This is a genomic window from Corynebacterium sp. HMSC034A01, from assembly GCF_001838175.1.
Taxonomy (GTDB): domain Bacteria; phylum Actinomycetota; class Actinomycetes; order Mycobacteriales; family Mycobacteriaceae; genus Corynebacterium.
In genome coordinates this window covers 25,565-25,809 of sequence record NZ_KV835980.1, presented here as the reverse complement: position 1 = coordinate 25,809, position 245 = coordinate 25,565, and the positions used below count along the sequence as shown (strand labels likewise).

General features: G+C 67.3%; 1 protein-coding gene. It reads right to left on the bottom strand.

Annotation, left to right across the window (positions count from 1 at the left end; translation table 11 throughout):
* Positions 1-245 (bottom strand): polyphosphate polymerase domain-containing protein (locus HMPREF2791_RS12125; RefSeq protein ID WP_246825515.1); only part of this gene is annotated, 245 nt, incomplete at both ends.

Here is a 245-nt window from a genome sequence, read left to right as displayed (position 1 = left end):
CGCCGGTTTTGCCTTCGACGATGCGCCAGAGCGCCTCCTCCATCTGGGGTGCTGCTGGCTGTGTGGCGTCGATGTCTTGCCGCAGGCGGTGTTCGAGGTCTGCTGCTTTGCGGTCGGTGGTGTCGATGGTGATGCGTGCTCGGCCGTTCTTCGGCGCGGAGAACGCGACCTGTTTCTTCTTCGGAGCGTTATCCGCGCGGGGCACCAGTTCGCGGGCGGCGCGCTCGATCGCGCGGTACCCGCCG